Origin of the sequence: Paenibacillus sp. FSL K6-1566 (assembly GCF_038050475.1) — a bacterium.
In the GTDB taxonomy this organism is placed as follows: Bacteria; Bacillota; Bacilli; order Paenibacillales; family Paenibacillaceae; genus Paenibacillus_AQ; species Paenibacillus_AQ lactis.
In genome coordinates, this window is sequence record NZ_JBBOSR010000001.1 from 4,566,925 (window position 1) to 4,592,999 (window position 26,075).

At 52.2% G+C, this 26,075-nt stretch carries 26 protein-coding genes; 3 read left to right on the top strand and 23 right to left on the bottom strand.

Annotated elements, in window-relative coordinates; all coding sequences use genetic code 11:
- Window positions 1-47 precede the first annotated feature (47 nt).
- The 3 genes from NST08_RS20230 to NST08_RS20240 form a co-directional block, all read right to left on the bottom strand.
- Window positions 48-470 carry a VOC family protein gene (locus tag NST08_RS20230; protein WP_341342215.1) on the bottom strand — a complete coding sequence of 141 codons (423 nt, stop codon included), beginning with the start codon at window positions 468-470 and terminating at the stop codon, window positions 48-50.
- 139 nt (window positions 471-609) lie between these two features.
- A complete protein-coding gene (locus NST08_RS20235) occupies window positions 610-1,089 on the bottom strand; it encodes a hypothetical protein (protein WP_341342216.1) in 480 nt (159 codons plus the stop codon).
- A 67-nt stretch (window positions 1,090-1,156) separates the two neighbouring features.
- On the bottom strand, window positions 1,157-1,726 hold the full coding sequence (locus tag NST08_RS20240; protein ID WP_341342217.1) for a 2-phosphoglycerate kinase: 570 nt from the start codon (window positions 1,724-1,726) through the stop codon (window positions 1,157-1,159).
- A gap of 255 nt (window positions 1,727-1,981) precedes the next feature.
- Between NST08_RS20240 and NST08_RS20245 the strand changes: the two genes are divergently transcribed.
- Window positions 1,982-3,025, top strand: a complete 1,044-nt coding sequence (locus tag NST08_RS20245; protein WP_341342218.1) for a LacI family DNA-binding transcriptional regulator — start codon at window positions 1,982-1,984, stop codon at window positions 3,023-3,025.
- A gap of 138 nt (window positions 3,026-3,163) precedes the next feature.
- Here NST08_RS20245 and NST08_RS20250 read toward each other — a convergent pair whose 3' ends face one another.
- The 6 genes from NST08_RS20250 to NST08_RS20275 all read right to left on the bottom strand — a co-directional run bounded on the left by NST08_RS20250 (window position 3,164) and on the right by NST08_RS20275 (window position 15,964).
- Window positions 3,164-4,483: a glycoside hydrolase family 125 protein gene (locus NST08_RS20250; RefSeq protein WP_341342219.1), complete on the bottom strand. Its 1,320-nt coding sequence runs from the start codon at window positions 4,481-4,483 to the stop codon at window positions 3,164-3,166.
- A 41-nt stretch (window positions 4,484-4,524) separates the two neighbouring features.
- Window positions 4,525-6,825: a glycoside hydrolase family 3 N-terminal domain-containing protein gene (locus NST08_RS20255; RefSeq protein ID WP_341342220.1), complete on the bottom strand. Its 2,301-nt coding sequence runs from the start codon at window positions 6,823-6,825 to the stop codon at window positions 4,525-4,527.
- Window positions 6,826-7,158: 333 nt separating this feature from the next.
- Window positions 7,159-10,275 carry a glycoside hydrolase gene (locus tag NST08_RS20260; protein ID WP_341342644.1) on the bottom strand — a complete coding sequence of 1,039 codons (3,117 nt, stop codon included), beginning with the start codon at window positions 10,273-10,275 and terminating at the stop codon, window positions 7,159-7,161.
- 6 nt (window positions 10,276-10,281) lie between these two features.
- A complete protein-coding gene (locus tag NST08_RS20265) occupies window positions 10,282-11,661 on the bottom strand; it encodes an alpha-L-fucosidase (protein WP_077567323.1) in 1,380 nt (459 codons plus the stop codon).
- A gap of 298 nt (window positions 11,662-11,959) precedes the next feature.
- A complete protein-coding gene (locus tag NST08_RS20270; protein WP_341342221.1) occupies window positions 11,960-13,477 on the bottom strand; it encodes an extracellular solute-binding protein in 1,518 nt (505 codons plus the stop codon).
- A 207-nt stretch (window positions 13,478-13,684) separates the two neighbouring features.
- Window positions 13,685-15,964 (bottom strand): helix-turn-helix domain-containing protein, encoded by a 2,280-nt coding sequence (locus NST08_RS20275; RefSeq protein WP_251537401.1) that lies wholly within the window; start codon window positions 15,962-15,964, stop codon window positions 13,685-13,687.
- Window positions 15,965-16,424: 460 nt separating this feature from the next.
- Here NST08_RS20275 and NST08_RS20280 point away from each other — a divergent pair, with 460 nt between their 5' ends.
- Both NST08_RS20280 and NST08_RS20285 read left to right on the top strand, forming a co-directional pair.
- On the top strand, window positions 16,425-17,351 hold the full coding sequence (locus tag NST08_RS20280) for an ABC transporter permease (protein WP_007127911.1): 927 nt from the start codon (window positions 16,425-16,427) through the stop codon (window positions 17,349-17,351).
- 36 nt (window positions 17,352-17,387) lie between these two features.
- Window positions 17,388-18,266 carry a carbohydrate ABC transporter permease gene (locus NST08_RS20285; RefSeq protein WP_341342222.1) on the top strand — a complete coding sequence of 293 codons (879 nt, stop codon included), beginning with the start codon at window positions 17,388-17,390 and terminating at the stop codon, window positions 18,264-18,266.
- 113 nt (window positions 18,267-18,379) lie between these two features.
- Here the strand turns inward: NST08_RS20285 and NST08_RS20290 are convergent, their stop codons facing one another.
- The 14 genes from NST08_RS20290 to NST08_RS20355 all read right to left on the bottom strand — a co-directional run bounded on the left by NST08_RS20290 (window position 18,380) and on the right by NST08_RS20355 (window position 26,057).
- Window positions 18,380-18,781 carry a zinc ribbon domain-containing protein gene (locus tag NST08_RS20290; RefSeq protein ID WP_144872020.1) on the bottom strand — a complete coding sequence of 134 codons (402 nt, stop codon included), beginning with the start codon at window positions 18,779-18,781 and terminating at the stop codon, window positions 18,380-18,382.
- A 28-nt stretch (window positions 18,782-18,809) separates the two neighbouring features.
- A complete protein-coding gene (locus tag NST08_RS20295; RefSeq protein WP_007127908.1) occupies window positions 18,810-19,286 on the bottom strand; it encodes a DinB family protein in 477 nt (158 codons plus the stop codon).
- 243 nt (window positions 19,287-19,529) lie between these two features.
- Complete coding sequence (locus NST08_RS20300) at window positions 19,530-20,033, bottom strand: GNAT family N-acetyltransferase (RefSeq protein WP_341342223.1); 504 nt, start codon at window positions 20,031-20,033, stop codon at window positions 19,530-19,532.
- Between the two features lie 21 nt (window positions 20,034-20,054).
- Complete coding sequence (locus NST08_RS20305) at window positions 20,055-20,621, bottom strand: haloacid dehalogenase (protein WP_341342224.1); 567 nt, start codon at window positions 20,619-20,621, stop codon at window positions 20,055-20,057.
- Window positions 20,622-20,763: 142 nt separating this feature from the next.
- Window positions 20,764-21,147, bottom strand: a complete 384-nt coding sequence (locus NST08_RS20310; RefSeq protein ID WP_341342225.1) for a nuclear transport factor 2 family protein — start codon at window positions 21,145-21,147, stop codon at window positions 20,764-20,766.
- 80 nt (window positions 21,148-21,227) lie between these two features.
- Window positions 21,228-21,815: a CDP-diacylglycerol--glycerol-3-phosphate 3-phosphatidyltransferase gene (gene pgsA / locus NST08_RS20315; RefSeq protein WP_341342226.1), complete on the bottom strand. Its 588-nt coding sequence runs from the start codon at window positions 21,813-21,815 to the stop codon at window positions 21,228-21,230.
- Window positions 21,812-22,405 (bottom strand): DJ-1/PfpI family protein, encoded by a 594-nt coding sequence (locus tag NST08_RS20320; RefSeq protein WP_213614726.1) that lies wholly within the window; start codon window positions 22,403-22,405, stop codon window positions 21,812-21,814. Before NST08_RS20320 ends, pgsA begins: the two co-directional genes overlap by 4 nt.
- 103 nt (window positions 22,406-22,508) lie before the next feature.
- On the bottom strand, window positions 22,509-22,967 hold the full coding sequence (locus NST08_RS20325; RefSeq protein WP_028404677.1) for a GyrI-like domain-containing protein: 459 nt from the start codon (window positions 22,965-22,967) through the stop codon (window positions 22,509-22,511).
- 67 nt (window positions 22,968-23,034) lie between these two features.
- Window positions 23,035-23,331, bottom strand: a complete 297-nt coding sequence (locus NST08_RS20330) for an antibiotic biosynthesis monooxygenase family protein (protein WP_028404678.1) — start codon at window positions 23,329-23,331, stop codon at window positions 23,035-23,037.
- A 42-nt stretch (window positions 23,332-23,373) separates the two neighbouring features.
- Entirely contained in the window at window positions 23,374-23,793 is a 420-nt protein-coding gene (locus NST08_RS20335) for a VOC family protein (RefSeq protein WP_051425087.1), read from the bottom strand.
- A gap of 68 nt (window positions 23,794-23,861) precedes the next feature.
- On the bottom strand, window positions 23,862-24,485 hold the full coding sequence (gene yqeK / locus NST08_RS20340; RefSeq protein WP_007127899.1) for a bis(5'-nucleosyl)-tetraphosphatase (symmetrical) YqeK: 624 nt from the start codon (window positions 24,483-24,485) through the stop codon (window positions 23,862-23,864).
- A 44-nt stretch (window positions 24,486-24,529) separates the two neighbouring features.
- On the bottom strand, window positions 24,530-25,024 hold the full coding sequence (locus NST08_RS20345) for a GNAT family N-acetyltransferase (RefSeq protein ID WP_007127898.1): 495 nt from the start codon (window positions 25,022-25,024) through the stop codon (window positions 24,530-24,532).
- 16 nt (window positions 25,025-25,040) lie between these two features.
- Complete coding sequence (locus NST08_RS20350; protein WP_007127897.1) at window positions 25,041-25,577, bottom strand: hypothetical protein; 537 nt, start codon at window positions 25,575-25,577, stop codon at window positions 25,041-25,043.
- A 27-nt stretch (window positions 25,578-25,604) separates the two neighbouring features.
- Window positions 25,605-26,057, bottom strand: coding sequence for a hypothetical protein (locus NST08_RS20355; protein WP_341342227.1), 453 nt, complete (start codon window positions 26,055-26,057; stop codon window positions 25,605-25,607).
- Window positions 26,058-26,075: the final 18 nt, after the last annotated feature.

Genomic DNA, 26,075 nt, shown 5'->3' on the forward strand with positions numbered 1-26,075 from the left:
TGCTTCAGCGTATTGTTCAGCGGATCTTTTGGATTATACACACAAGGCTACTTCGTTCTTCTCATAAGAGGGTGATTCTCATTCAACTCCAGCAAGTCCCACAGGTTTCCGTAGAGATCCTTGAACACGGCCACCATTCCATAAGGCTGCTTTTTAGGCGGCCGGACAAACTCGATTCCCCGCTGAACCATCTCCTCGTAATCCCGCCAAAAATCATCGGTATTCAGAAACAGAAACACCCTTCCTCCGGCTTGATTGCCGATAAAAGGCTCTTGCTCCGGCTTGGATGCCCTGGCAAGCAAAATGGTCGTACCGACCGATCCCGGCGGAGCAACAACGACCCAGCGCTTATCCTGCTCCGGCTGGTATGTGTCCTCGAGCGATGTGAAATTCAGCTTACGGGTATAGAACTCAATAGCTTCGTCGTAATCTTTTACAACAAGCGCGATATGTACGATGGATTGGATCATATTCAGGGGCCCCCGTTCGTTTTTTAATGAAATTTTTTATACATAGTCTTTGTAGCTGCAATGCTCGGCCTGCCACATCTTGGGCCAAACGTTTACGATTGAACCACAAGGTTTCGCTCCATTAGTCTTCATGCCTTGTTCAAACGGGTTGGGAATATGTCTTCAATCGCTGCCGGAACACGTTACCATAATGCTCTATGGTTTTGGGATAAGCGGTGTTGTCGATCAGCTTTTGCAAAATATATTGCCCTTCTTCATAGTGAATAAAGGTATCGCTGCGGTCGTACAGCTGTCTAACCAGCTGCCGAACGACTGCAACCTTCTCCTTCGTGCAGCCGAATCCGATGCGAATCAGATCCAGCTGATCGACGGGATCCCTGTACGTGTCCAGCACGACAAAATGATCACCATGACTACGGGAGGCATACATTAAGACGTCGCCGGAATGAACCGGCGCATCAAGGTATCGCTCGTAAATCGTGGTGACCGGAATATCGATATCCAGCGCTTTTCTAAGGTCCATGAAGACGGGATCCTCCACATATTCGTCGCTATCATCGTCGATGTAGGTAACCAGCTCGGTTATCGGGATCGCCATTAAAAATTGGTAGGTTTGCATGCGATTCTTCACCTCGTTGAATCGGGTCGTTTTCATGTGGACCATGAACCAGGCCCGACATCTGTGCTTATGCTCGGCGCTCTAAGCTTCGCCGCTGCTCCTCAATGTAGTTATACACTTTGCGTATTTCCGGCTCGTAATGCTGGTCAATCTCGAAATACGGGACATCATGTTCGGCACATTGCTGCCTGAAACGCTGATGTTCACTGATATGCTGGGACACCGTACGGTCTTCCGGATAAGCACGTGTCTCAACCACATTGCGATGCGTAATAATCTTGGAATCGAAGTTATCCTCGATATAACGTTCCGAGAAACCCAGAAACACCGGTATGACATGCTCAGCATATGTCTCCTCCAACTCCTTCACATGCCGCGGCAGTACATAACAGCCTTCAATGATCAGATGCTGTCGGTTTTCAATGACCGTCATGATCATCCCTTTCACGATGGGCCATAGTTTGCTGCCGATCTGCTCCGTGCTGTCGAGCGGTGTAAATCCGCAGTCCGGATTCCCCCGATATAACCCCATTTTCAAATGATCGATTGATACATAAGGAATATAGTACGTCTCAAGCAAGGTTTGGGCCATCAGCGTTTTTCCGGTACAGCTGCTGCCGCTGATCAGGATGATCATGTTATCGTTCCTTTCCGCTTATCCTAGTAAATCAACCGTTCGTATGACTGACCTGGATCGGATCAAGAGGCTTCCACTGTTTTCAAAATTCAAAATATTCCCTGTTCATTATACCACTCTATCAACTGACGAGCGGCTCTCTATTCGAAATTAAAATCGTCTTTAAGGCTTCTTAGCTTGTGATCCCGGTTTCGAAGTGTTATTTTTATTAGGATAACATTTGGTTATGAATGAGATGAGAGAGCAGGAGCGTTTATGTCAAGAAAAGTATCGATCCGGGTCCTCGCGGAGGAGCTCGGCTTATCCAAATATGCGGTTTCCCGGGCGCTAAGCGGAAAGTCCGGAGTCAGCGAAGCTACGCGGCAGCGCGTAATGGAACTGGCTAAAACGCTGGGATATCAGCACCGGCAGCAAGCTCCGGCCCTGCAGACCGGGGAACTGGAACAAGCACCGTCCGCCCCGTACATCCTCGTGTGCATGAGTCATGCCCATTCCGCCAACGCCGTTTATTGGCAGCGGGTCTTGAACGGATTGCTGCGCAGCTGCGACGAGCTGGGATATCCGACGATCATCGTGTCCCCCGAGCCGGAACCGGCCCGGGCCGACCAATCGCCGCAGCAAGCGATCGCTCCCCATCTCGATTGGTCCCGGTGCGGCGGCATCGTGGTGATGGGCAACCTTCCCGAGGCGGTTCTCAGCCTCATCGCCCGCGCGGAGCGTCCGTACGTGCTTGTTGATCATACAGATGACCTGACCTCCTGCGATAAAGTAAACAACGATAATATCGAAGCCGGAGCGGCTATCACAAGGCATCTGCTCTCCCTGAAATGCAGGCATATCGCCATGATCACGGATGAGGCCTGGTCGCCCAGCTTCGAGGATCGCCTTACGGGTGCCAGGATAACGATAAGCCGCCAGCCCGAAGGGGCGGTCAAGCTTACCGAATGGAGAATCCGTTACGGAGCTCCCTGGGAGCAGTCATTATATGAAAGGATGCTGGAGCTTGGGCCGGCATCGCGCCCTGACGCGTGGATCGGCGCTAATGACGATATTGCGATCCGCTGGATGCGCAAGCTTCAATCGGAAGGCCATGCCATTCCAGCGTTTACACGGATCGCCGGCATCGATAACGTGGAAGCCGCAACCCTTGTCACGCCTTCGTTGACTACCGTCAATCTGTGCAAGGAGGAGCTGGGACAGCGGGCAGTCGAAGCGCTGATACGCCGCATGGAGCGTCCCGGCGCTCCTACGGAGACGATCCATCTATCGACCCGGCTAATTGTCCGGGACAGCGCCTGAATGTTCTTGAGTAATGTAAAGGTGCCCGTCATCCCATGACGGTTGGGCAGTCCTAACATATGCTTCAACAGACAAAGAAACCCGCTTCAAGAAGCGGGTTTCTTTGTATTAGTACTGGTCCATTCGGAGCGCCCTTCGTTACACCAAGCCCTTCTTCATTCCTTGCAAAACAAGCTGCGCAAACAGGCTGTTGGACCAGGCAAACCAGGAACGCGTATACTGATCCGGGTTATCGGCGTGGAAGCCTTCATGCATAAACCCGGTTCCTGCATCGGTAGTCTCCAGCATATCGATCATCGACCGGAGCTCCTCATCCGTCGAAGCCGTTAATCCCTGCATGGCGAGGGCCATATGCCACACGTATCCGGGCGGCGTATGCGGACTCCCGATCCCCTTGGCGGCTGATCCTTCATAATAATAAGGATTATCCTTGCTCAGGATGAAGCGGCGTGTATTTTGATAGATCTCGTCGTCTTTGTCCGCGAAGCCCAGATATGGTATGGAAAGCAGGCTCGGTGTTCCGGCATCGTCCATCAGGCAGTAATTGCCGTAACCGTCCGTTTCGTAGGCGTAGATCAGGCCATATTCGGGATGCCGGTAGGTGCCGTATAACCGGATTCCGTGCTCCACCTCTTCTTCAAGCTTCGAGATGGTGTTAACCAGCGCTTCGTCGCGGAACACCCATTTAGCGATGTCCTTCATTTGCCGCAGGGACACGACCGCGAACATATTCGCCGGGATATTAAAATGGAATTCGCAAGCGTCGTCGCTGGGCCGGAAGCCGGACCAGATCATTCCCGTATAATTGACCGGCATGCCCATGCCCTCGTTCCGGAGCGTATCGATCGACGGGCAATTCCGGCGCTGGAAGCGGTAGGCTGAACGCTCGAAATGCCGCTGCTCAGTCTGCCAGAGGCGTATGATGCCTTCCATGACCCCCTTGAACCGCTCGTCGAAAATATCGCTCCGTCCCGTTTCCTGCCAGTACGCATAGGCAAGGCGGATCGTAAAGCAGAGGGAGTCGAGCTCGAATTTACGCTCCCACACCCATGCCGACATCTCGGTCTCGTCATTGGCATCCCAATGCCAGCCGTTGGCGGATTCGTTAAATGCATTCGCGTACAGGTCATGGCTTGCATACATCATATGCCGCTTCACAAGCCCTCCGATGATCCGCTGCAGATCCGGATCCTCCTTGGCCAAAGGCACGTAATGGATCACCTGCTCGACGGAATCGCGCAGCCACATCGCCGGAATGTCGCCTGTAATAACGAATGTGGTGCCGTCATCCATCAGCTTCGTTGTCGTCTCCAGGGTGTTCGAGAAGCAATTCAAAAACTGCTGCAGCAGCCTTGGGCGATGCGCCAGCTTGACTCTGGCCTCCTCCATCGTCGCCTGAACAGCAGCCGGCAGCTTCATGTCCGGGATGTCAATCTTCGGGAGTTTGTATTGAATCAAGGTTTGTGATCCTCCTCGTTGTCATAAATATCTTCCAGTCGCTAGCCTTCAACCCGTAAGTTCACGGCTTCTCCCCGCTTCGAATCGGGACCGACCCGAATGCGGAATTCTCCCGGCTCCACAACGGCCTTCATGTCGGGACCGATCAGCTCCAACTGCTCGGGTCCGACCGTGAATGTCACCTCCCGGGATTCCCCGGCTTTCAGGAACACTTTGCGGAAGGCCTTCAGCGCCTTCTCCGGCCGGGTTACCGACGCGGCCAGATCGGAGACATACAGCTGAACGACTTCAGCGCCATCCCGAGGGCCGCTGTTGGTCACGACGATCCGGACCGCAGCGGAGCCGTCAGCCGGAATAACGGCAGGCTCTACGTTCAAATTGCCGTAATGGAAATCCGTATAGCTTAACCCGTAGCCGAACGGATATCTCGGCTCCAGATCCGTTTCGAGATAACGCTTGCCACGGGTCCGCTTCGCATTGTAGTTGATCGGCAGTTGGCCGACCTCCTTCGGAATGGTCAGCGTCAGGCGACCGGACGGGGTGACGTCACCGAACAAAATATCCGCGATGGCGCTGCCACCCTCCTGACCGGGATACCATGCTTCGAGGATCGCCGGAATATGCTCGTCGATCCACGGCTCGGTAATCGGACGGCCGTTGATATAGACGACCACCACCGGTTTGCCGAGCTTATGGATTTCTTGCAGCAGCTCCAGCTGCACGCCCATTAAATGCAGGGTGGAGCGGTCGATGCCTTCTCCGCATTCCATATCGCTCTGGGCAAGCCCGGTTACGACCGAAGCGCCGGTTCGGAGATCGATCGTGCCTTCCCCGAAATCTCTCGCGCTGGAGCCGCCGATCGCCATCACGATGACATCGGCCTCCGCCGCGCATGCCAGCGCATGGGAGAAGCCCTCTCGGGAATCGCCTTGGATTCGGCATCCGGGCGCGTACAGAACGCGCGAGTCCGCATCCTCGCCAATGTGTCTGCGGATCCCCTCCAGCACGGTTATGATCTGACCCGGCGGCTGCGGGGAGGTATAATCGCCGAGCTGGTTGTATGGCGCATTGGCGTTAGGTCCGATGACCGCGATTTTACCGGTCTTCGGGTTCAGGGGCAGGACATTGCCTTCATTTTTCAGCAGGACAATCCCCTCGGCCGCTACGCGGCGGGCTAACTCAATATGCTCCTCGCACCCGATGACCATCTCCGCCCGTTCAGGGTCCGTATAGGGACGGTCGAACAAGCCCAGCCGGAATTTCATCGCAAGAACTCGGCCAACCGCCGTGTTCAGGTCGTCCTCGGTGATATGTCCCTGCTCCAATGCCTGCCGTAGATACACCCGGAACATCGATCCCGACATCTCCATATCGACGCCGGCCGTGAGAGCCTGTGCCGCGGCTTCCTCCCCGGAAGCGGCTGTATTATGGCCGCTCTTCAGCATGTCGATCGCGCCGCAATCGGTGATGACGAAGCCGTCGAAGCCCCACGCTTCGCGCAGCACGTCATGCAGCAGGTACCGGCTGGACGTGCACGGCACTCCGTCGATTTCGTTATAAGCGGTCATCACCGATTGCGCGCCCGCTTCGACGGCTTTCCGAAACGGCAGCAGATCGATTTCGTGCAGCTCGCGAAGCCCCATATGGACGGGAGCCCCGTTGCGCCCGCCTTCCGAGGCGCCATAGCCCGCGAAATGCTTCAGCGTAGCCAGCAGGCTGTCCTCCGCATCGAGGCGGTCGCCCTGCAGCCCCTGCACGGCTGCCACCGCAAACTCGGCCACCAGATGCGGATCCTCGCCGAACGTCTCCTCGGTGCGGCCCCAGCGGGGGTCACGCACAACGTCCAGCACAGGCGAGTACGTCGCTGCGCCGCCTTGGCTGCGGGTTTCGGCGGCAACGGCGCGGCACATGCTCCGGAACAGCTCCGGATTCCAGGTGCTTCCGATTGTAAGCGGAACCGGGAATACGGTCGCGCCGATCGCCATATGCCCGTGGGAGCATTCTTCCCCGAACAGAATCGGAATGCCGAGCCGCGAATGCTCGACGGCATAGCGCTGGATCACGTTGACCGCTTCCGCCCCTTCCCGCGGGGATAACCCGTTTTCAAGCGTCACCTCGGTCCATGGATCCGCCCGCAGCGTTCCGTATAAAGAGCCGATTCCGCCTTCCGCAAGCTGCTGCTTAAATTCGTCCGTCACCCGAATCGTACCGTCATCGCTTCGGGTATAGGCTTTCCAGCCGAACGGCTGAATGAGCTGACCGATTTTCTCCTCGACCGTCATTCGCGCAAGCAAGTCTTCCACACGCCGCTCAATCGGCAATGAAGCGTTCTTATAATCCATCGCGCACCTTCCTTATCATGAATGATTGAATGTCATAAGATTGTCTTAGTTACTATCGTTATTTTTGTTAGGTTAATGTATGATAACGTTATTACCGACTAGTCTACGTTCTTTTTTATCAGCCGTCAATGCGGGATTTATAATAGCTGCACCTCAAGCCAACCAAAGCTTGGGAGCATGAATAAAGAGGCTCGCCGGCACGAGCGAATCGGCCGGCGAGCCTCCCTTGGACGACGGACAGGTCTTTAGCAGCCGAAGCCGCCTCCCCTATCTACAAAAAGCCCCCTCAATCCGATTAATGGTATAGCATGGGCATGCGGTCCAGGTCTAATATCAGGCCTGTTGATGCTGCACGATCCGCACCTCTTCCGGACGATATACGGTCTGTACCTGCCCTTGGGAGTCGGCCGTGAACATAACGGTTCGCTCCCGTTCCAACGGAAACCGATAGGCCGCTCCGGAATCAGGGTCTCGTACCTCGATATCCGTTGTAACTCCATACTCGGAGATGAAGATGTACAGGCTGCCCCGTTCAAACGCCAGCTTGCGGCCGTAAATGCCCGGCAGCCCGCCTCCTTTCAGCCATTCCAGCTCCGGCGAAACGGCGGCCGCTTGCATCGCCTCCGAATACAGCGCCTGAATCGGCTCCCAGCGCTCGTTCAGCTCGACCGGCAGCGGACACCAGATGAACCGCCCTGCACCCAATGGAACCGTAATCGGCGCAAGCTCGCCGTCCGGCTGCCCTGCGGGGCGATCCACCGCCAATGTGCCGATCTTCCGCTCGCCGAACGAAACGGCATAACGATCTCCCGCCAGCTGCAGCGTCTCTTCCCGAAGAACATTCGCATGAAACGTCTCTCCAAGCTCCGACTGCAGGCGCTCCTGTGCCGTTCCCCAGTACGCATCGGTACGGAGCGGCCCGCTCCAGAGAACGGTGCTGCCGGCTCTTGCCAGCTCGAGCAGCTCTTCAAACGCGGCATCGTCGAAATTATGCGCGCTAGGTACGATGATCAGCTTGGCCGGATACCGCTTCAGATCGGCTAGCTGATATTCGCCGATGCCGCGCGGATGCACATTCATGCCGAAGGTAAGCGTACGCATGGCTCTTGTCGTTGCTTCATACGCCAGCTTGCGGCTCGAAAAATCGTTCGAATACGGAAATACGACCGCGATCTCCTCCAGCTGCCGGTTATCGTCGAAGATGCCCGCCGCTTCGTTCATAAAGAGTCCGAAATCATAGGACACGTCAGCCTCCGGCTTCTGCGTGCCGTCTGCCCGAAGCGCTCCGATGTTGGATTCGTTGGCGTTATCCATGAAGTAATTGATATTCCAAATCCACTGCACGGCCCCCGCTCCCCCGGTCGAAAAAGCGTAAGCATATTTGCGCTCCAGCATATTGCGCAGCTCCTCTTCTGTCCGCTTGGCAATGCCGTCGGGACGCTGCACGTGCATGATACCGGTCTCCTGGACCAAATTCGGCTTGTCCGGCGTCTTCGTGAATATGCCGTCCCATGCGAGATGATCGTTCTGCCACCAGGAATGGACCGTCGTATAATCGACGACGGGGCCGTAGAAGGACGGCGACGGACGCTGGGAGCAGATGCCCTCATCCTGCCCGACCGTAACCAGCTGGTTCGGATCGCAGCGGCGGATCGTCCCGATCAGCTCGGAGGCCCAGCGATTATGCATGTCCATCGTGAACAGCGTGAAATCGAGCCACGGCCCCCATTTCTTCGGCTGCAGCACGCTGTTGAACAGCTTGTCGTCCGGACTCGGAGCCATAGCTGCTTCGAACGAAGGGAGCTCGCCCGGCGTCATGTTCCAGCGCTCCTGGAGCAGCGCAATATCGCTGCCGTGCCGCTGCCGGAGCCACTCGGTCCATGCCTTCCGCTCGAACCGGTCTCCGATCGTCACCGGACCTTCAAAGATCCGCTTCGGATCGAACAGCGAAGGCTCGTTGATCAGATCCCAATGCACATTGGTCGTCCCCTGGTGTCTTGTCACGATGGAAGCCACGAATCGCTTCTGCGCCTCTACCGAGCGCGGGTCCAGGTACGGGTTCACGCCTTCCCATGCTTCCGGTGCAAACGAGAAGAAGGTAAAGGTCACCTCCAGCTCATGCCGTTTGGCAGTCAGAATAAAGGCGTCGATCGCCCGCATCACATCCTCGGCCGCATGGCCGTCGGCGAACATGATCATCCGGTATCCGGTCCATATCCCCGTCCGGATCAGATTGATGCCGGCCCGCTTCATCTCGGCCATATCCGCATCCCACCGCTGCACGTTCGGCAGATGGAGGAACTTGCGCGCAACGTCGGAGGTCATATACGTCATACCGACAATCGGGACGGTTCGGCCGCCGCGGCGGAAATAGTCGCGTCCGCACTCCAGCCGATCTCCAGCCTGCAGCAGGGAGCGGTCGACGCCCCATACCGCCTGGGTCAGATTGCGCCGTTCACCGGACTCGGAGACGGCTTCGCACGTGATCCGGTAAAGGCCCGGTTCCAGCCGCACGGGGATGGATAAGCGAAGCTGCTGTAGATCCCGCTGCAGCGCGCCGGCTTCGGACCTCGCCTGCCCGGACCATACGGGCTTACCGGAACCGTCCTTGATGAGGCGTACCTCGAACTGCCATGCCTGAGCCGGAACGGACGTCCGCGACAGCGCCTGCAGCTGAATCGTCACTTGCGGCGATTCGCCCGGCTCATATGCGGCATAGTTCGGCTTCAGCCAAAGCTCGGTCACGCCTCTGCCGGCATATTCAGCCAGCTCCCGCAGCGCGGCCGCACCTTCCGATTCCCAGAATATGGCCTGCAGCTGCTGGTTGATCAGAATCCAGCGGCCCCCGGCATAGTCGCCCTTGTGCTGCTCCAGCATCACCACCGGTGCGCAGCGCTCCCGCTGATCTCCGTCCTCGCCGATCAAGAGCGGCGAGATAACGGCGTCCATGGGACCGCATGCCCCCATCTCAGCGGGAATATCGCTTGCCTTGGTTGGATGCAGCGTCAATCCCCACGTCGGTTCAATGCCGAACAGCTCCTCACGCCCCTGCAAAATCGGAAATTCGGCAGATGCCTTCAGCTTCCTTACCCGCGACACATCCACCGCCAGCGCGTCGTGAATATCCATCCGCTGATGATAGGCCAGCTGCTCGCGTTCGGCATGCCACGATCCGTTCAGCTCGCGGACCGGCCGCCGAAACGGCACGCCACCCGCATGGACCAGACCGCCGCCGTCCTTCAAATGGGATTCGATCGCCTCCCAAGCCGCTTTTGGAAAATACGGCCCGTGAAGGTGAATCAACGTATCCCAGCCGCCTTCCGATAACCGACCGGCTAACGTCTCGGCGCTTGCGACCTCCGTCCATTCCATCATCCGCTCCAGCGCGTCCGCGGTTGGCCGCTCGCCCGCATACGGAAACTGCTCGTCGTAAAATAACAGCGTTCTCATCATCCTTTACTCCTTTCCGGCTCCGTCTCGCGGCTGGCCGTCGGCGTAGACGGATGTCCCGCGCGTTCTCGCCCAATCGGCAATTCGGGATGGATCTCCCGTCCACAGACGCTCCCGTCCCCACTGGTTCGTCTCGGGCCGGCTCTCGCATTCGATGCGGATGACCGGGAACAGCTCGGTCGGGCGCTCCTTCGGCAGCCCTTCGATCCAGAGCACGTCACCCTCCTGCCGGAAATCCAGCTCCTGTCCTGTCGTCAGCAGCGTTACCCGGTTTACGGGCGTGATGAGATCCGCCAGCCGCAGCACCGGTCTTCCGTCCCAGAACCGGATAATGAGATACAGATGATTGTCCTTCATGGTCTGCCGTCCGTAGGTAATAAACTCGGTCAGGTTTCCGCCGTCCGAGCCATAAATCGCCTCACCGTGCACCTCCAGCCATTGCCCGATCTTGAGGGCACGCTCCACGAACGCAGGGGGCAGCTGCCCATCCGGCTGCGGCCCGACGTTGAGCAGGAGATTGCCGCCCACCGTGCCGCCCTTCTCCGCGCACTCGCACAGCATGTCGAGCAGAACATCGGCCGGACGCCAGCGTTCGCCGTTCGTGTAGCCCCACAGCCGCCACGTCGTCACCTGGCTGGACTCCCAGAGCCGCTTCTGGTCCGGGACGATGACATGCTCGGGAGAACCAAAGTCGCCCAGCACCTCGGAATCCCCGGATCCGCCGCCTCCGTCGGCATGCAGCTTCTCCTCCTCGGACAGCCCTAGACGGTTATTCACCAGAATGTCGGGCTGAATCGACTTCATCCGCTCCACCAGCTTCACGCTGTCCAGGTCCTCGGCCGTTCTCGGCCACACCCCGTCGAAGAAGAAATGATCGATGCGTCCGTAATTCGTAACGAGCTCTTCCACCTGGGTATGCAAATAGCGCTTCATGACCTCCCAGCCTTCCGGATCCTTCTCCGGTCCGTCGAAATAGGCCGGGATCCGCCAATCGATCCAGGAATAGTATAAGCCCACCCGAAGCCCCTCCGCTCTGAAGGCGTCGGTGAATTCCCGGACAAGATCCCGGCCGGGAGCCTGCTTCGCGCTGGAGTAATCCGTCGTGGCTGTATCCCATAGGCAGTATCCGTCATGATGGCGCGTCGTCAAGCATGCATACTTCATGCCGGCCTTCCGGGCCGTGTAGGCCCACAGCTCGGCGTCAAAAAACTCCGGATTCCACTCGCAGGCCCTCCGTGCATATTCGTTCTGGTCCAGATGCTCCCGGAACAGCACCTGCTCGCCGCGTCCGTATTGGGCATATGGCCCGAAATGAATGAACATGCCGTACCGGCTTTCCGTAAACCATTTCCACCCTTCCCGGATGGCTGGCGCCTGATTGGTCATTCTTCGTGTCCTCCTTAAGGCTGATCCGCCGCTTGGCAGGTCAACCGCGATTATGATGGGTTCGCCTCGATAAAGAGGCTTGGTATGAGCTTTACTCTATCCCGTAGAGGCCTGTCTTGAACACTTTACTTTTGAGGGAAACCTTCGAAATTCGCCAATATCGATCGATTGAAGTCTCATTTCCAGGCAGCCTGCTTCATGATTCGCACCAACCAAAAAACAATCCCTCGTCCGGCTGAAGCCGGGCGAGGGATTGCCTTGTTTCTAATGGATGTATCGCACCCCAGGTGAGGAGCGATTATTGCTGACTCGCTCTCCATTCATCGAATTGCCGCTTGTATTCCGCCACGACCTCGTCAAGACCCGCAGCCTTCATGGAAGCAAGCATTTTGTCGTAACCGTCCTCGTATTTCACAACCCCGTGCATGACCGGATAGACGCTCGTCTTCAGCTCGGCAATGCAGTTGGCGTACTGGGAGGCGACATTCGTCGGATCAAAGGTGAAGCCGATCGTAATACTGTTCACGGCATCGTCCGCGATGGTTGTACGGCGTTCCAGGCGCGCCGGGTCGGTATTCGTCGGATACCGGTTCATCTCGACGTGACCAAGCAGCCAGTACGGCAGCTCGTACGTCGGAGAACCGTTCTCGTTCTTGGCGAGATAATCCTTGGTATTCTTGCCGGTATCCTTCCAATGCACGTCCTTCACGCCGCTCTGCACGAGATCCATGTTCTCTTGGCTGCTGTATACCCAATTCAAGAACTGAATGGCGGCTTCCGGGTGCGGAGACGTTGCCGATACCCCGTTCGAGTTCCGGATCGCATACGATCTGAACTTCGGCTGGTCAGCCAGATAGTAAATATCCAGCTTGGCATCCGGGAAGGATTGAAGGATGGCGTCGCTCAAGCCGACATCCCCCGGACGGTACAGATAACGTCCGGCCAGCTCTTCCTGGTTGATGACTTCCGTAGGCGTCGTCAACAGATCGCTCATGATCAGTCCGCGCGCATAGGCTTCGTTCATGTACTGCACGTCTTTTTTGAACTCCTCGGTCTCAAGCCAGGACTTCACGTTCCCTTGCTGGTCGATGTAGATCATGTTGTCGGCCACCGTAAACGGATAGGTGTCGTAGGTCGTGTGCAGGAAGTAGGCAGGCTCCTCCAGCATTTTGATATATACGTTCTTGTTGTCCTGCGGCCAGTTCTTCTGCAGCGTCTCTGCCGCATCGAGCAGCTCCTCCGGCGATTTCGGCGGCGTCAGGCCATTGGCCTCAAGCAAATCGGTCCGGATCGTGAACATGCCGTCATTATAAGCCGTGTCCGCCCAGAAGTTCGGCACGTAGGTGATCTTGCCGTCGATTTTCGCCGATTCCCAGATCCAGTCCGGCATGGAGGCTTTCAGCTCGGTGCCGTATTGGTTCAGGAGATCGTCGATCGGAATGATCCCGCCCGTACCGGCAAGCACGGTCGGCCCTTTCGTATCGTGCATGATGGCGATCAGCTCGAATTCTTCGCCTGTGGACATCATGAGGTTGGTCTTCTGATCCCATACGTCCCATGCGATGTACGTCGGTTCATACGTAAGGTTCAGACCGTCGGCCTCAAGCTTTTCGTTAATCGCTTTAACCGCGGTATCCAAATCCTGCGGCGCGGTGCCCGGGAGCAAGTACCGGACGGGCAGCTTCTTCTCTCCGCCGCTCTCCCCGCTTGCGGAGCCCTTCTCCCCGCCGACATCTCCTCCGCCGGAGCAGCCCGCGATCACGGAAATGATGAACATCGCGGCCAACCACATTGCTAGCGCTTTCCTTTTTTTCATGCCTGTCTCCCCCTGACTTCATTTGGTTTGGTCTTGCGGTACGGTTCCTATCTTAAGGAGACATCGGCGATTGCGTATACTTCAAAATGATCGATTTCGCCATTTTAAAACGCTTGTAGAGGCTGTTCAATAAGTCCTCTATCCATCATGAACCAGGTCAGGAAGCAGCCTGAACTTCAAAATTTGAACACGCGTATTAACTTTCCGTCACTGCGCTTTTTTCGTCTCAATCGCATGCTGGCTTCGGAACTGCGCAGGCGAGATTTGGTAATGCTTTTTAAACAGCGTATAGAAATAAGTCGTATTCAAAATGCCCACCTTCTCGCTGATCGATTGCACCGACTCCTCGGTGCTCACGAGAAGCTCTCTGGCTTTCTCCAGGCGGACGGCATTCAAGTAATCGTTGAACGAAAGCTCGCAATGCGCCTTGAACAGCTTGCCGACATAGCTTCGGGACAGCTTGACCTCGCCCGCCACCTGCTCGAGCGACATATCCGGCCGTGCATAGTGCTTTCGCACGTACATCTGAATGAAGTCCACGACCTCGGCATGCCGCACCGCGCCCGACTCCTCGGACAGGCTGCAAAGCCGCAGGGCGAGCTCCTTCAAGGCATCCGCGGTTTCCTGCAGCGTCTGGAAACGGGTAATGCGCCGCGTGAAGCCAAGGAACAGCTCCGCACTCTCCCGGCTCTTCACCGTGTGGACATTGAGCTGCTTGTACAGACCGCCGATGAACTGATTCATGAAAAACATTACTTCATGGTAGTTGTAATCCCGGATCTCCTTGATCCACAGGTCGATTTCCTTCTCCAGCTTGTCCCGCTGCTGCAGCTTGATGGCCTCGATGATCCGCTTCTCCCGCTTGTCCGGATACTGCGCATCCGACCGCTCCTTCTCCGCGGCGACGACCGGATCGCAATGGAACAGCCTGCCCTTGCCTTCGAAAAACCGCTGCCGGAAGCAGGACTGCGCGTAATCGAACGACTCACGCAGCTCCTCGTACGTCTGCGCGGCCGTTCCGATTCCTACCGTGACGGATACGCGGAGCGTACGGAGCATTTCGCCCTGCAGCTCCTCCAGCATGCCGGTTACCCGGATCGGCGGACGGTTCTGCTTGATCGGCAGAATAACCGCTACGACGCCTTCCCCGACCGCGGCCACCCACGCTCCCTCAGGCTCCAGCATCTGCTGGGCAGCCCGGGCGACGGCGGCGCAGGAATACGATTGCAGCTCCCCGTCCTCACCGCCGGGCGAGCCGTCTTGGCTATCGAGAAGAAGGGCTGCCGCCAGGAAAAACGGCCCCTTGCCGTCCCTGGCCAAGCGCCGGAATGCCGTCTCATCGCCGCCGCTGAGCAGCTGCAGCACCTGGGCCTCTCGGGCGACCGAAGCTTCGGATTCCATCGACCGCATTCGTTCCGTCATCTCTGCGTAGGTCGTATCGAGGATAGCGAATTCGTTGATTTGACGGCGGTTTTCCTTCATTTTCGGAAGGGGGATCATCTTCTCCAGCAGGTGGCGAATCGGATTGTACGCATGATGGGTCAGCCAGATCGACAGGAAGATGCTGACGACAAAGCAGGCCAACGCCAGAACCAGCGCTGTGGTTCGCAAGGTCTGCATGTTGAACAGCAGATTTTGATATTGGCTCACGCTGATAAACGTCCAATTCATATCCTTCGATTTGACGTAGGTGACGATGCTCTTGCTGCCGTCGATGGAGCGGGTGAAATAGCCGCTTTCCGAAGTGGAGGACAGAATGGACTGCACATACGATTCCTGCGAAATATCCTCCATGAAGCGGGCCCGGTCCGAATGGGTAATGATCGTTCCATGATCATCAATAACATACAGCGAATCCACCGCTTCGTTCCGGTATCCGCCAATGAGCTCCTGAATGGTGGAGGTGCTCATGTTGATCACAATGGCGCCTTTGGAGCTAAGCGGCGAATAGTAGCTCGGAAGAAGGACAAAGGTTAGCACGTCTTCGCTACGGCTTGGCGAACTCGCGACCGATATCCTGCGCGGGAAGAGGTGAAAATACGTCGTATTCTTGCTGTTGATCTCCTCAAGCAGCTCCTTCTCCTGCTCCTTGGTAATCCCTTTCGTGTTGAGATACGTATTGTTCGAGCCGTTATAGATTCCAATGGAATGAATGAACGGGTAAGTGGACTGAATTCGGTTCAGCGTGCCGAACACGCCGTACTGCTTGAGCGGATCGGCTTTTTTATCCAACAAGGCGTTCACGATCTCCTTGTCGCTGAGCAGCAGGTTGCCGACATTATAGATCTGATCGCGGATGACGCTGGATACGGCGCTGTTCTGCTTCAGCATCGACTCGGAGATTTTCCCGACCTCCTTCGCGGTGCTCCAGGAGAACATCGTAAACAGGACGACGGTTACAAGGGCAATCATGGCTGCCGTAAGCAAAACAAAACTGAGAAACATGTTGCGGTACACTGCATAACGGAACAATCGCTGCCGGATCATATTCTCCCCCCTTGCCATTTGTCTTTTATGAAGCATGGACTTCCATCTAAAATCCAACAACATCGCTGTCATTATATGTAATATCTATGTCAGATTATTGAAGCAATCAACCCACCGGATCGCTGGGTTCGGATCCGCATTTTACTCTCATCTTACATTTGCAGCGTGCATTCATCAATATGAAAACGCATTCTTATATTTCAAAGCTTTCCATTCCATCTTTGGCCTCCCTGCTCAAACCCCTTATAAAATCAGGCTTTTACCGCTATTCTTTCAATCTGGAGGCGCAGACCTGAATACGAAAATTCGAAGTTTTTTCCCGTTTTTAAAGTCCGCTTCCTGCCTTCCAATCCGCTCAAACTCCATTTTCATAGTTTACGGGTCACGGCAACTCTCTTTACACTCGAAACAGAACTGCTGACGCTTGCAGCCCCATCATAAACGAAAGGACGTGCCTCCTATGAAAAAAAGCCGCTCCGGCTTTCTGCGTGAAATCCGCTCGAACGGCTCCGCGTACCTGCTCATCGTACCGGCCGCCATCTATACGCTGGTCTTCGGCTATTTTACGCTCCCGTACATGCTCATTGCGTTTCAGAAATTCAACTTCAAGACAGGGCTCTTCAACTCGGACTGGGTCGGCTTTGACAATTTCAAGTTCTTCTTCTCGTCGCCCCGGGCATGGGAAGTCACCTTCAACACCCTGAAGCTCAACTTCTTGTTCATTATCGTCGGCACCATAGCCGCAATGGCGCTGGCCATCCTGTTCAACGAGCTTCGCAGCCGCTGGTTCTCCAGGGTGACGCAGTCCACGATTTTGTTCCCGCATTTCTTGTCCTGGGTCATTGTCAGCTACATTATTTACAGCCTGCTGTCGACGGACTACGGCATCCTGAACCGGATCCTGGCGTTCTTCCATGTCGATCCCGTCAACTGGTACGCATCGCCGAAATATTGGACCTGGATCCTCACGATCGCGGCGGTCTGGAAGGACCTCGGGATGAACCTCGTCATTTATTTGGCCGCCATCACGGGCATTGACGACAGCTATTACGAAGCCGGGCGGATCGACGGCGCTACCCGCTGGCAGCTCATCCGCCATATCACGATCCCGCTCATGCTGCCGACCGTGTCCATTCTGACGCTGCTGGCGCTTGGCAAAATTATGTACGGCAGCTTCGATATGATCTATGCCATCGTAAAGGACAACGGCCTCCTGTATCCGACTGTCGATGTCATTGACACGTACGTATTCCGTTCTCTTCGTACCATCGGGAACCCGGCACAGGCGATGGCTGTCGGCCTGTACCAGTCTGTGGTCGGCTTCATCCTCGTGTGGGGCAGCAACAAAATCGTGAAGAAGGTGAATCCGGACCATGCGTTGTTTTAATACGAGCCGGAACCGTTCGGAAAGGAGCGAATACCGATGACGTCCAGACCTAAATTGTTCAACACCTTAAACGCCGTTCTGATCGGCATCATCTCCATCCTGTGCATCTTGCCGATGCTGCTCGTGCTCATGGTGTCCTTCACCGATGAAGCCAGCATTAAACAATTCGGCTACCAGCTGTTTCCGACCGAGCTGTCGCTCGATGCCTACAAATTGCTCCTGTTCGGCAGCACGCCGCTGTACCGGAGCTATATGATCTCGATCTTCGTCACCGTGGTCGGCACCATCCTGGCCGTAACGATCACGTCCATGGCCGGATATACGCTTGCCGCCAAGCACATCCGTTACCGCAACCGGCTCGGATTGTTCTTTTTCATCACGATGGTATTTAACACAGGGCTTGTCCCTTGGTACCTCATTAACCTTAATCTTGGATTGAACAACACGATCTGGGCGCTGATCATTCCATCGCTGGTATTCAATCCGTTCAACCTGTTTCTTGTGCGCAATTATATGTCCCAGATCCCGGCATCCCTCACGGAGGCTGCGAAGATCGACGGCGCCAGCGATTTCTATATCGCGTTCCGGATTTTCTTTCCGCTGTGCATGCCCGTCCTTGCGACGATTACGCTGTTCTACGGCATCGCCTACTGGAACAACTGGTTTAACGCCATCATGCTCGTGGATAACGAGAAGCTCTACCCGCTTCAGTACCTGCTGTTTAAACTGAACTCGGAAATCAGCATGATCCAGCAGATGCAGAGCAGCGGTGCCATTCTCGGCACCCAGACGCTGCCGCAGGAATCGGTCAAGATGGCTACGGCCATTCTGACGATCGGTCCGGTCGTGCTGTTCTATCCGTTCCTGCAGCGGTATTTCATCAAAGGCCTGCTGATCGGCTCGTTGAAGGAATAGGGCAGTGATTGTTACAATGCTGCTCAGATGCAACAATAAAGAGGCTAACCGCTATGGCGGTTAGCCTCTTTATGTCGTATTGAATGAGACGGGATTGAACAGCGAGAGACGCCTCATCCCGCCTCGATCTCATTTCCGCACTTCGGACAATATTGGTACAAATCATTGTCGATGGATCTTCCGCAATAAGGACAAAAGTTGAAATCACCTTGGGGAACCGGCAAGTCGCCCTTATGATCCTGCCTCGAATCTTGACCAACATATCGATCAAAGGGATCTGGTTCGTTATCCGTAATATCGTACACCGACATGCGGTTAGCGCCCGTCGCATTTTTATAATGGATAATCCCTTGCACAATTGCGATGCCGACAAAGACAATCCCGAAAATGACTATGAATACAGGAGCCCCCATGTTCGCGGCCGAGATCGTCCAGAACACGCCGAACAGCCCAACAACAACGCTTCCAGCCGCTCCCATGGCTGACGGCCCACGTCCTGGCTTTATGCTCCGCATCTATCTCCCCCCCTCTCATCGACACGCCTCACTTCATTAAAAAGACAAGGTAATCCGTCATTACCCCCTGATAACCGAAGGATCGAAGCATGGTCGTTATATTGCCTCTGTGATAGGTTCCGTGATTCACGACATGCTGAAGGATCTCGGCGATTGAATTTTCCATTTGCCGTCCACTTGCCATCGTATACGAGACCTTCTTCTCCGCATCGGTCAGCGATGATACGTAATCGCGAATTTGCGACTGTAATTCGTCCATCTCCTGGCGCGCTTCCTTAAGATCCGTGAATGCTTTCTTTGCGAAGGTCGAGACCTGTTCTTCTTTGATTCTGTTTAACCATATGTTATCCGCAGAGACGAGGTGACTAACCACTTCGGCAATGGATTTAAACCCTAGATCGACTTCCCTTAAGAAGACTTCGCTTGGCAGCGTGTCAAGATGATCCATCACTCGCTCGTTCGCCCATACGTTGTAGTCATATAGTTGGATCAGTTGTTTGTTCATCACTATCACTCCTTGGTGAGAACTATTAACATTCCAATCATTACCAAACCACCCCGACCTTAAGATGCCCTTATCTTGGGCGGAGGTGGTTGTGGTTAGAGCATCTTCCATGATTATACATCTTGAAGGGCGCCGAAGTATAGACAGCGGAACATGGACTTCTCACAAAAAAAGACCAGGTAAATCGGTTTCTTTCTACTACTTCTATTAAGCAAATCAGCCATCGTTAAAGGACGAAGGATTCTACAGACTAAGCACCATCCATTCCTCATCAAAGTATTGTCCTTCGAACTTAAGGGCATTTCGCTCTAATCCAAACGTCTGAAATCCGATGGACTGATATAATTGCTTAGCAGGATGATTATCGGAGACGACCGTTAAATTAATCTGTTCGATCCCTTCCGCCTCCCTGGCTCTTCGAATCAGTTCCTCCATCAATTGTCTTCCGACCCCCATTCCCCGCTTCTCGGAAATCACATACATTCCAAACACATTGCCCTTATGTAACGTCTTCATGCCGCTCTCTCGCATAAAGGTTACGATTCCAACTAGTGATCCATCCTCCTCAAAAGCCCCTAAAACAAATTTATCCCGACTCGGTTGTATTCTTTCCGTTACCGTTTCCAGAGAGAACTTCACTTCCCGATCGTAGGTGGAGCCAAACGCATGGGGATCCCTTCTTAGCCCGTCTAGTCGAACCTCTTGATATGAGGGAGCATCCGCTCCATTTAACACGGAAATCTTCATGATCTTCTGCCTCCTTGCTTTCTACTTCTCGCAGCGTATTCCAGAAAGGATCGGCTCTACTTGATGGAGCCATTGATGCTTATTGTCGGCAAGTAGAGTGTTCCAGCCGAGCTTTATAGCGGGGATCAGATTCTTTTCTTGATCATCGATATAAAGAACCATGGGATGGGAGGCGCCATAATCATCAAAATATTGTGCTACATGGTGATATATTTGGATATCTGGCTTCGATAAGCCTACTTGATTAGAGATGGTGATGCTTTTGGTATGAGGCTCGATTTGGTCAAGAATCGGTTCCAGCCATTCCTTACAATGATTGCTTAAAACATGAATATCTGCGATTTGGCTCCACTGCCCTAAGGAGTGAATGGCAGGAAGCGGCTCCAGTGACTGAATCAGCAGCTTCCGGGCCTCTTCTCTATTCACCCATTTGATGCGGTTGCATAACCAAATCCAAAAATCGTCCTCCCTGAGCTTCCCGGTCCAAAGATCTTTTCGCACTTCGTCAAATTGCTCTCGAATACGCTGAAATGAAAGTCCAAACTCTCCGCATATCGCAGGCCAAAAAGTCGATGAAAAATTGCTCACCAATACCCCGCTAAATCTAATACGAGCTGAGGCTTACCATTCACGGTTTCTGCCCCCTTTATTTTATATGTACCTTTGAAAAAGATTGGGGGGCATGGAGCCTGCTAATCTTCGCCTCCCTCTAGTTCCGCTGCATTGCGGTCTAACTATAGTCCTCGATGACCCTTAGCTTGTCATCCTGCACAAGAAACATTGATCTTCCTGTAAGTTTCAAAGATTCCCCGGCTTTCATTCCATTCGGCAGATCCACAGCCAATACCCCTTCGTAATCCACCTCAATCTCAGCTCTATCACCAGTAATCGTGATCTGCTTCATGGTCTGGCATCTTTGTGAGAATATCGTCAGCGACTGTTCAGCTAAGGCACGGAATTGCTCGATTCCTTTCGTTTCCGTATCCACTACACCGTTATTGACGTTTCGAAATTCAATGTCATCATGCAAGAGCCTGATCATTCCTTCAATATCAAAGGAGTTATAAGCATCCAAATAATTTTCAATGAGCGATTGAATTTGAACATCTCCCATTAGAGAATCCCCTTCCCCTATCGAGTAAAATTAGCAATTTGCTGGTTCTGTGGGGGAGACGGCCATATTTGGGCCGCTCCTTAAAACTCCAGCTTTAACGACTTATAATTATTTCTCATGTACATATATCCTGAATATACGGTTAAGATAGCTGCCATGAGCATAATCGTATAATCAACCCGAAAGCTCGTGATGTATGTAAATGGATCATTGCGTAACAGCACAGCTGCAATTCCGATAACTTGAAGGACTAGCTTGAGTTTCCCATGCTGATCAGCGGCGAGCACGATTCCTTTCGCAGCAGCCATGATGCGAATCCCGGAAACAAACACCTCTCTCCCGATAATAATCAAAGCAATCCATGCTGGGATCAACCGCTGTGCGACCATTACGATCAAGGCAGCTGATACTAATAGCTTATCTGCAAGTGGATCCAATAATTTTCCTAGATTCGTAATCTGGTTATATTTGCGGGCAATATACCCGTCTAATTTATCCGTAACCGATGCAATAATAAATATGGATACAGCCCAGTAACCCCCATACTCGTTCAAATATTGAAAGACTACGGATTGATTCACCAACCAGGAAGGATACGGCTGGCAGGCCAAGAAGAACAGAGGGATCAAGCCAATCCTTAATAACGTTATTTTATTGGCAAGATTCATGTCCCAGCCTCCACTTCAACGATGCCAACGGCCGAATAAGGATAGTCAATCTGCTTCTTTACCAAATCCGCAGCTTCCGTTCCAGCGAATAATTCAATGACATAGACCCCTAAATCGATAGATGTCGCTACGCCTCCTGCTGTTATAACTTTACCATCCTTCACAATCCGGGACTTGACTACTTCCAAGCAGTAAGGTTCCAGTAGGCCATAAACATTAGGATGGGTGGTGGCTTTCTTATTCTTCAAGAACCCTGCTGCCCCCCACAACAAGGATCCGGTGCATACCGAGACTTTGTACTCAACGGATTCGGCGGTCTTGATCCAATCCATGAAATCCTTGTCATGTATGAGCTTTCTGGTTCCCATTCCTCCCGGAAGGAATACGAAATCATATTCAGATAAATCAGGCCTGATGACATTCACCTTTACCGTCATTCCAAGTTCATCCGTAACCTCCTCGGTCAAGCCACAAATATCCCACGTTGTTCCTTGGGACGAATCAAACTGATTAAGACGATAAATCACGTCATAGAATCCAACAAAGTCTAGAAATGTAACGCCGTTAAATAACACTAAGGCGATTCTCATCATTCCCACCCTCTCTTATCGTCCGGCTGCAGGAGCAGACCAAGGCCATATGGATTGCTTTTGAACACATCAGTGCCTGGAATCTAAGCTTCATCATCCTGCATTATTTAATGGTGTCATATAAATCAACTTCAATATCACTGATCCGGTCATGTCCCCATTCATCTGATATCTCCAGATGCCATGCCCGATGAATCCGCTCGAACTGATGATCATGGATCCATCGATGCAGCTGCTCATAGGTGCTTCTGATTTGATGATTGGGTCCTTTATGAGTGATAACAGCATATTTTTGTTTGGGGACCACTAAAGAAACCATGTCTTCAGGGATCTCTTTAAATTCGCTTACCTCGACACATACCCAGTAACCATCCTCCTCTTCGGAGTAATCTCCAACAATAAAGGCCCCGACAAGTCTCGCCGGATGGATAACTTCTTGGATTTCGCCCAGCCTGTACCTGAGCATAACAGAAGCTTTGGGGATTTCATTGGCATATTGATCACCAGGACAGACTACCCGTATTCCTACCAGCTTTTTTTCATCGAGCTCGACTACTTTCATAGAAATGACATCTCTCCTAAACGTATTGTTCAACCGGACCTTTTGCCTGATCGATCATGTACATTCCTTATTCCATTTCTATATTCTCGTAATGTTCAACGACCGGGAAGGGATCATAATAATGGTGCAGCAATGCTTTCCATTGTTGGTATTCCTGCGACTCTCTAAAACCAACGGTATGATCCTCCAAGGAATCCCATCTAACGAGCAATATATATTTGTTCTCCACTTCCAGACATTTTTGAAGCTCGTGATAGATATAGCCTTTCATACCAGAAATAATGTTTGATGCTTTTCTAAAATCTGCTTCGAAATCCGCGCTAAGTCCTGGCTTTACGTTTAACATAGCCACTTCAAGGATCATGCGATTCCCCACCCTTTTTTTACTTCATTGGACCTCGTTTATTCACTTCAGTAAGCCGTTAAGTCGCTCATTTTGTTGTTCTTCACAAAACATAATCCGATTTCCTTCACTATCATTGACCGCAAAGAACCTTGGACCATTAGCTCCTTCAATAGGCGAAACAATATCTACTTTCTTGGACTTCATAAACGCATAAGTTGCTTCAATATCATCCGTATCGAAGAAGAATAGATGATTTTCGCTTGGCTTGATCTCATCCCGATGTATGCTGTCGAGCAAAAGGCTCGTGTTTCCTAATGGAATCGAGTAGATCGTTTTTACATCAGGATCCGTATTCCGGGTATACTCCTCATCTTTGGGTAACCCCAGGATTTCCCGATACCATTCAACCGCTCTAGGCATATTATGTACAATGACAAATACCGCTCCAATTTGTTTTTTCACCGGACTCAAGGTTTTCATATTTATTCGCTCCCTATGTACGTTATTTAATAACTGTTCCCTTAACGCGCCTTCTCACCACACTGCAGCTAATCCAATTGAATGTTTTCTTTTAATTCTTCGTATGCATCAGCCAACCAAGGATGAATCACCTTCAAGGTTTCTTTTCGTTCCCATAAGTAATTGATATATGTAAATGCGCCGTGTGTTAGGGATTCCTGTAAATTCTTTTTCAGTTCATTTAGATAAGGAGGCGTTCCTTTCTGATCCCAGGAGATCTTGTCGGCGACAAACAAAACCTGGTCAAGCAACGTGGAGTTGGACCTCAAGGTTGTATGGCAGCCAACTGCATTTAATATTTCCTCATCTGTAACATGAAAGACTTGTTCCGCCATGACCTTCGAGATTTTCTGGTGAATAATCATTGGATATTTTTCTTCTTCAGGTAATACGTCAATGGCTAATTGTCTAGCTGCATCGATTCTGGCATGGTTCGGAAAAACTACGCTAATGTCATGCAACCAACCTGCCGTCTCGGCCGCGACCGGATCGGCATCAAACAATAATGCAAGCCTCCTAGACTCTGCCCCAACATCCGAGCAATGCTTAGCGGTTTCTGAACACTGATTGAGTGTAAGGAATTGCTGAATATCTGTCTTCAAATCTCCTGTAAAATGGAGATGTTCCGTGAATGGCTTGAAAATAGGATGCATCGTTCGAATCCCTCCCAAGAAATGAAAAGTATGACTTGTATTCACTATTTCATTGAATAATGCATTACCAGAAAATCAATCTCCTGACCCGAAACCTTACTCTTGAATGACTGGCCTTTAATGAACCCAACACGTTCATACACTTTAATGGCTCGTTCATTGAATGCTGCTACAACTAATTGAACATCTGATTTATCATACTCGTCTTTAATAAAATCAAGACTGCTTATTAAGAATTGTTCACCGTATCCCTTCCCCGTCAGTTCCGGCTTTAGACCCAGGCCAAAATCGATGTATTGCTCATCATTATAAATGCCAATTTGATACCCTCCCGGTACACGCGCCGAGTTACCTGTACATATAAATCCTATTAATTCATTTGCGTAATCCAAGACATAGAAGTAGTCACCATTCATAAACTCGGATATATCGTCCAAACCTCCATCCATACTGTATAGAGAGTAAGGTTCTTCATATGTCCATCTGGCGATTAATGAGGCGTATTGCTCTGTCATTTTTAAAAATTGAAATGATGACATGACCAAGCTTGCTCCTTCACATATATTTCCTAAGTACTTCCTCATCCCAAACTTGCACTTCAATATATCTTTCTGGCCCTTTATCTCCATCTGGATTCCAGGCTTGGGGTAATCCATATTCATCAATGATTTTCACGATTTCATGAAACGTATAAATCTGCTCCCTGTATGGTTTTCCATCTTTATACCTCATGGTAGGAAACAGATCCCCATACGTAAAGCTAAGGATATCCGGGTTGAATTCACTAATTTGAATTTGGATTTCTTCCCCAGTGGTATACCATTCTTTAAGCCATTTGCACCTTCCCAATGTCATATAATGGGGATACTTCATTTTTGGCTTTCCGCCTTTTTGAATAAACAACTTGCGGGCTTTCTCTTCTAGATCAAATCGAACTTCCAGATAGTTCTCTGGCCGTTTACTAGCAAAAACGCTCCCCTTCGCTTTTATTGCTTTCATGACGGCTTTGGCCTCATCCAGTGGTAGAGACGATAAGTTCTTAAAAGGTCCATTACTGTCTTCATAATAATGAAATAAATATTGGATATCCATTCTATTGTCCTTCTTATTTGAAGTTTTCTAACTCCTTATTTCTTGAATCATAATCCCTTCGATTTCCCTAATCATTGAAATTTCTACTCGATCTGTCGTTGTGATAAATCCTAACTGCTCGTGGGCTGTCGTCAGTAACCATACTTCTTTGTTCTTAAAGAAGCATAAATCCTCTAGCAAATCAGGATGTCTCCATCGATATAGTCCCTTCGCTTTATTGATTAACAGTTCTTCCAATTCAGGCTTGCAATTGAAATAATATATGTCCGCATGGTGTCCCAATAATCGCGTTCCCGGCCATTCCTCTTGTTTCTTCACCGTATTAACGTATGGCTTTAGTTCTTCGATTAGTATTTCCGTCTTCTCCGTTAACTCCAGTTGCTCTCTTTTAACTAAAATGAACTCATCACATATTTTAAATGCCAATGATATAAGCTGCTTATAAGTGCTTCCAACGGGTTCTTCAAGGATCTGTATCATTTCCACGTCTCCTAGGTT

Coding starts and splice junctions, on each gene's coding strand:
- NST08_RS20300 (WP_341342223.1), bottom strand. CDS start 20,033: ATGAAGATTTCCGTGTTAAATGGAGCGGATGCTCCCTCATATCAAGAG.
- NST08_RS20235 (WP_341342216.1), bottom strand. CDS start 1,089: ATGCAAACCTACCAATTTTTAATGGCGATCCCGATAACCGAGCTGGTT.
- NST08_RS20310 (WP_341342225.1), bottom strand. CDS start 21,147: ATGGGAGATGTTCAAATTCAATCGCTCATTGAAAATTATTTGGATGCT.
- NST08_RS20240 (WP_341342217.1), bottom strand. CDS start 1,726: ATGATCATCCTGATCAGCGGCAGCAGCTGTACCGGAAAAACGCTGATG.
- NST08_RS20230 (WP_341342215.1), bottom strand. CDS start 470: ATGATCCAATCCATCGTACATATCGCGCTTGTTGTAAAAGATTACGAC.
- NST08_RS20350 (WP_007127897.1), bottom strand. CDS start 25,577: ATGGATATCCAATATTTATTTCATTATTATGAAGACAGTAATGGACCT.
- NST08_RS20295 (WP_007127908.1), bottom strand. CDS start 19,286: ATGAACAAACAACTGATCCAACTATATGACTACAACGTATGGGCGAAC.
- NST08_RS20325 (WP_028404677.1), bottom strand. CDS start 22,967: ATGAAAGTAGTCGAGCTCGATGAAAAAAAGCTGGTAGGAATACGGGTA.
- NST08_RS20290 (WP_144872020.1), bottom strand. CDS start 18,781: ATGCGGAGCATAAAGCCAGGACGTGGGCCGTCAGCCATGGGAGCGGCT.
- NST08_RS20245 (WP_341342218.1), top strand. CDS start 1,982: ATGTCAAGAAAAGTATCGATCCGGGTCCTCGCGGAGGAGCTCGGCTTA.
- NST08_RS20260 (WP_341342644.1), bottom strand. CDS start 10,275: ATGAGAACGCTGTTATTTTACGACGAGCAGTTTCCGTATGCGGGCGAG.
- NST08_RS20320 (WP_213614726.1), bottom strand. CDS start 22,405: ATGAGAATCGCCTTAGTGTTATTTAACGGCGTTACATTTCTAGACTTT.
- NST08_RS20285 (WP_341342222.1), top strand. CDS start 17,388: ATGACGTCCAGACCTAAATTGTTCAACACCTTAAACGCCGTTCTGATC.
- NST08_RS20255 (WP_341342220.1), bottom strand. CDS start 6,825: ATGGATTATAAGAACGCTTCATTGCCGATTGAGCGGCGTGTGGAAGAC.
- NST08_RS20270 (WP_341342221.1), bottom strand. CDS start 13,477: ATGAAAAAAAGGAAAGCGCTAGCAATGTGGTTGGCCGCGATGTTCATC.
- NST08_RS20330 (WP_028404678.1), bottom strand. CDS start 23,331: ATGATCCTTGAAGTGGCTATGTTAAACGTAAAGCCAGGACTTAGCGCG.
- NST08_RS20355 (WP_341342227.1), bottom strand. CDS start 26,057: ATGATACAGATCCTTGAAGAACCCGTTGGAAGCACTTATAAGCAGCTT.
- NST08_RS20335 (WP_051425087.1), bottom strand. CDS start 23,793: ATGAAAACCTTGAGTCCGGTGAAAAAACAAATTGGAGCGGTATTTGTC.
- NST08_RS20345 (WP_007127898.1), bottom strand. CDS start 25,024: ATGTCATCATTTCAATTTTTAAAAATGACAGAGCAATACGCCTCATTA.
- NST08_RS20265 (WP_077567323.1), bottom strand. CDS start 11,661: ATGACCAATCAGGCGCCAGCCATCCGGGAAGGGTGGAAATGGTTTACG.
- pgsA (WP_341342226.1), bottom strand. CDS start 21,815: ATGAATCTTGCCAATAAAATAACGTTATTAAGGATTGGCTTGATCCCT.
- yqeK (WP_007127899.1), bottom strand. CDS start 24,485: ATGCATCCTATTTTCAAGCCATTCACGGAACATCTCCATTTTACAGGA.
- NST08_RS20280 (WP_007127911.1), top strand. CDS start 16,425: ATGAAAAAAAGCCGCTCCGGCTTTCTGCGTGAAATCCGCTCGAACGGC.
- NST08_RS20275 (WP_251537401.1), bottom strand. CDS start 15,964: ATGATCCGGCAGCGATTGTTCCGTTATGCAGTGTACCGCAACATGTTT.